The sequence below is a fragment of the Bradyrhizobium sp. genome (genome assembly GCF_036735945.1).
GTDB lineage: Bacteria > Pseudomonadota > Alphaproteobacteria > Rhizobiales > Xanthobacteraceae > Bradyrhizobium.
In genome coordinates, this window is the sequence record NZ_DAINNI010000080.1 from 1 (window position 1) to 3464 (window position 3464).

At 61.4% G+C, this 3464-nt stretch carries 3 protein-coding genes and 1 pseudogene; all 4 read right to left on the reverse strand.

The annotated features are described in order from the left end of the window. Nucleotides 1-934: ABC transporter substrate-binding protein (locus V7E26_RS21225; protein ID WP_324419855.1), on the reverse strand; the 934-nt coding region annotated here is incomplete at its 3' end. Nucleotides 935-981: 47 nt separating this feature from the next. After that, entirely contained in the window at nt 982-2034 is a 1053-nt protein-coding gene (locus tag V7E26_RS21230) for a branched-chain amino acid ABC transporter permease (RefSeq protein WP_324419857.1), read from the reverse strand. A gap of 3 nt (nt 2035-2037) precedes the next feature. After that, a complete protein-coding gene (locus V7E26_RS21235) occupies nt 2038-2922 on the reverse strand; it encodes a branched-chain amino acid ABC transporter permease (protein ID WP_324419859.1) in 885 nt (294 codons plus the stop codon). Then, nucleotides 2919-3464, reverse strand: a pseudogene (locus V7E26_RS21240) (long-chain fatty acid--CoA ligase); the annotation flags it as partial. The gene V7E26_RS21235 and the pseudogene V7E26_RS21240, both read right to left, overlap by 4 nt.

Sequence of the window (3464 nt, forward strand, 5' to 3'; positions counted from 1 at the left end):
TGGCCTTGAGGTCGTACTTGCTCTGAAGCATCTCGAAGAACTCGCGGCCAGGCGTCTTTGCGTCGGTGGGCGCAGCCATCGCATAAACTTCGTAATCGCCCTCCATCTGCTTGACGTCGCCGATCGCGCGGCCGGATTCCGCCAGTCCGTTGTGCGAACTCATGACAATCGGCACCTGCTTGCCGAGCGACTGCAGCGCCCGCTTGGTGGCGACCACGGCGGCCGTGTTCGTCATGACCATGATCACTTCGGCTCCCTTGCGGGTCACGCGGTTGACCTGGGTGGTCAAATCGGTGGGCTGAACTTCCGTGAACACAACTTCGACGACCTCGACCTTGTCCGGATTGTCGGAGGCATATCGCTGGACACCCTTGTGCTGGTCGACATAGGCCGGCGAGGCTTCCGACGAGATGATCGCGACCTTCAGCGGCCCGCTGCCCCCGCGCCTCTGGCGGAACCACTCGAAGAACGCAGTGGCCTCATGGCTGTAGGTCGGGCGCTGGTTGAAGATCCACGGATCGGGCTTCCAGGCAAAGCCGTACGCGGCAGTCGACATCACCATCGGGATCTTATCGGACGGCAGCCGCCCCTGAAGCGCGGCGACGTCGGGTCCGCCGACCCCAAGCACGATAATCGGATTGAGCTCGGCCTTGATGCCGGGCCACAGGCTCGCCACCTGCGCCGCATCGTAGCGATGATCGTAATCCTTGGTCCCGAGCTTGACGCCGATCTTCTTGCCGACTTCGGCATTCCACCATTCGATGACCGGCCGGCGCGCACCGATCAGGTCCTTCATCACGTCCGCATACGGACCGGTGAAATCGGCAAGCGACGCCACATTGTAGGTCGTCTGGGCACCGGCCGGCGCCGAGATCGTCAGCAAACCGAGCGCCGCGGCCATCCCGAAGATCTTGATGTGCTTCAAGATTGTCATTTTTTCAGTTCCTCCCATGAATGTTCCAAACTCCGATCGCCCAGGCATCAATAGGGAAATGGCCAAAGGCGATAGGATCGTTTCAGGATATTCCAGCGGTGCATCAGCCCGCGCGGCTCGAAAATCAGGAACGCGGCGATGATCCCGCCGAGAAACACGTTCATCAGCGCGAACACCACATCGCCCCCGATCGAGGGAAATTGCGCGACGATGCTGGGACCAAGCGTAACGAAGCTTTCCTGAATTGCCTTGATGACGAAGACGCCGATCAACGCGCCGGTGATCGAGCCGAGGCCTCCGACGATCACCATCGCGATGAACCAGATCGAATGGAACAGCGTGAATTGATCGACGGCGACGAAACGCACGTAGTAGGCCCACAGCCCCCCGCCGATCCCCGCGTAGAACGCACCGATCAGGAAGGCGGTTGCCTTGGTCCGCACGACGTTGATTCCCATCAGCCCGGAAGCGACGTCGTCGTCGCAGACTGCGACGAAGGCGCGCCCGTGCCGGCTGCGCACGATGCCATAGGCGCCGAACACCATCGCCGCGGTAACGGCCAGGCAGAGATAGTAGATCGAGGTCTCACTGACGAAACTCAAGCCGAAAATCTGCGCCGGCTCCAGCGTCAACCCGTTTGACCCGCCGAACCACGACTGCGGCAGATTGAGAATGAGGAAATGAAACAGGGTCTGCGCCGCGATGGTGGTGAGCGCCAGGTAAAAGCCCTTGATGCGAACCGCCGACAGCCCAAAGATGAACCCGAACACCGCGGCGGCGCAACCTCCGAGCGGGATACTGAGCCAGAAGGGCAGATTGAATTTGATCGCCAGCGCTCCGGTGGCGTAGGCGCCGACTCCCATGAACGCAGCCTGGCCGAGATTGATCTGGCCCGCATATCCCATGTTGATCTGCAGGCCGATCACGACCACGGCCATGATCAGCATATTGGTCGAGATGGCGACGAGCCGCGGTCCCAGAACATGGGGCAGGATGACCAGAGCGATGAGAAGCAGAACGAGCGCGACACATTGTCCACGGGTGCGGATCAAGGCCTGATCGCGCTCGAAGCTGGTGGCGAATACGCCTGCCGGATCCATCGGTCAGACCCTTTCGATGGTCTTCCAGCCGAACATTCCGGTCGGCCGAATAAAGAGGATGAGCAGCATGATGATGAATGGAAACACGGTGCCGATCGCGCCGCCCACGATCGGATCGAGGTAGGCGGTCACGAGCCCCTGAATGATGCCGACGATAAGGCCGGCCAGCAGAACCCCGGCGATCGCCTCGAAACCCGCCAGCAGCGCCACCGGCAACGCCGCAAGGCCGATGTCGGAGGCGAGGAAGTTCAGCGACTTTCCGCTGAGGAAGATGATGGCGCCAAGCGTCGACAGCACGGCACCGAGAATCCAGGCGAACGCAATGGAGCGCTTCACTGAAATTCCCATCGACAGCGCCACCTGATGATCTTCGGCAACCGCCGTCATGCGCAGCCCGGCCCGCGTGCGGTTGAAGAACCACGACAGGCCGAAACCGACGATGACCGTGATTGCGCCGCCGATGAGAAGCGAGCGTGGGATGAGGATCTCCCCGATGATCACCGGCTGAAGCGGGAAGATGATCGGGAACGAGCGCACCTGCGGGCCGAACAGCACGAGGATCAGGCCGCGGATCAGGATCAAGAGTCCGATCGTGACCATGACCATGGCGAACACCGACTCGCCGGCGAGGCGGGAAAAGAACACCCGCTCGATCAGGAGTCCGAACAGCGCCGCCGCAACGAAGGCGAGCGGAATGCCGACCGAGAGCGGCAGGCCCAGCGAGGCGACCATCCACCAGACGATGAAGCCGCCGAACACGACGAGTTCGCCCTGGGCGAAATTGAAGACCTTCGACGCCCGATAGATGACCACGAAGCCCATGGCGATGAGGGCATAGAGCAGCCCGACCAGCGCGCCGTTGATGAAGTAGTTGACGAAATCGATCATGCGATGGCCCGCAACGGTTGATCGGCGTTGGCCGGCTTGCCTGCCTTGACGACGTCGTGGATGGCGACGTGCGCAGACAGCGTGCCCTTTCGCCCATCCTGGTACGTCACCGCGATGTCGAGCTTCTGATCGGCCCGGCCGCCATACATCGCGTCAATCAGCACGGCATAGCGTTCGGCGAGGAATTCGCGTCGCAGCTTGCGCGTGCGGGTCAATTCGCCTTCATCCGGATCGAGCTCCTTGGGGAAGTTGGCGAAGCGACGGACCCGCGCATGCTCGGGCAGAAACGTATTGACGCGCGCAATCTCGCCGCGCATCAATTCGGCTACTTCAACCTTCTGCGAAAGATCGGTAAAGGTGGAGAAGCTGATGTTTCGGTCCTCCGCCCACCGTGACACCACGCTCATGTCGATATTGATCAGCGCGCCGATATAGTCGCGCGTATCGTCGCCAAGCGTCATGATGTCCTTGATGAACGGGCTGAAACGCAGCCGGGTCTCGATAAACTGAGGCGGAAACCGTTCGCCGGAGCGAAGCTGTCG

Excerpts from the sequence above, each read along its gene's own strand:
- V7E26_RS21230 (WP_324419857.1), bottom strand. The coding sequence starts at position 2,034 with ATGGATCCGGCAGGCGTATTCGCCACCAGCTTCGAGCGCGATCAGGCC.
- V7E26_RS21235 (WP_324419859.1), bottom strand. The coding sequence starts at position 2,922 with ATGATCGATTTCGTCAACTACTTCATCAACGGCGCGCTGGTCGGGCTG.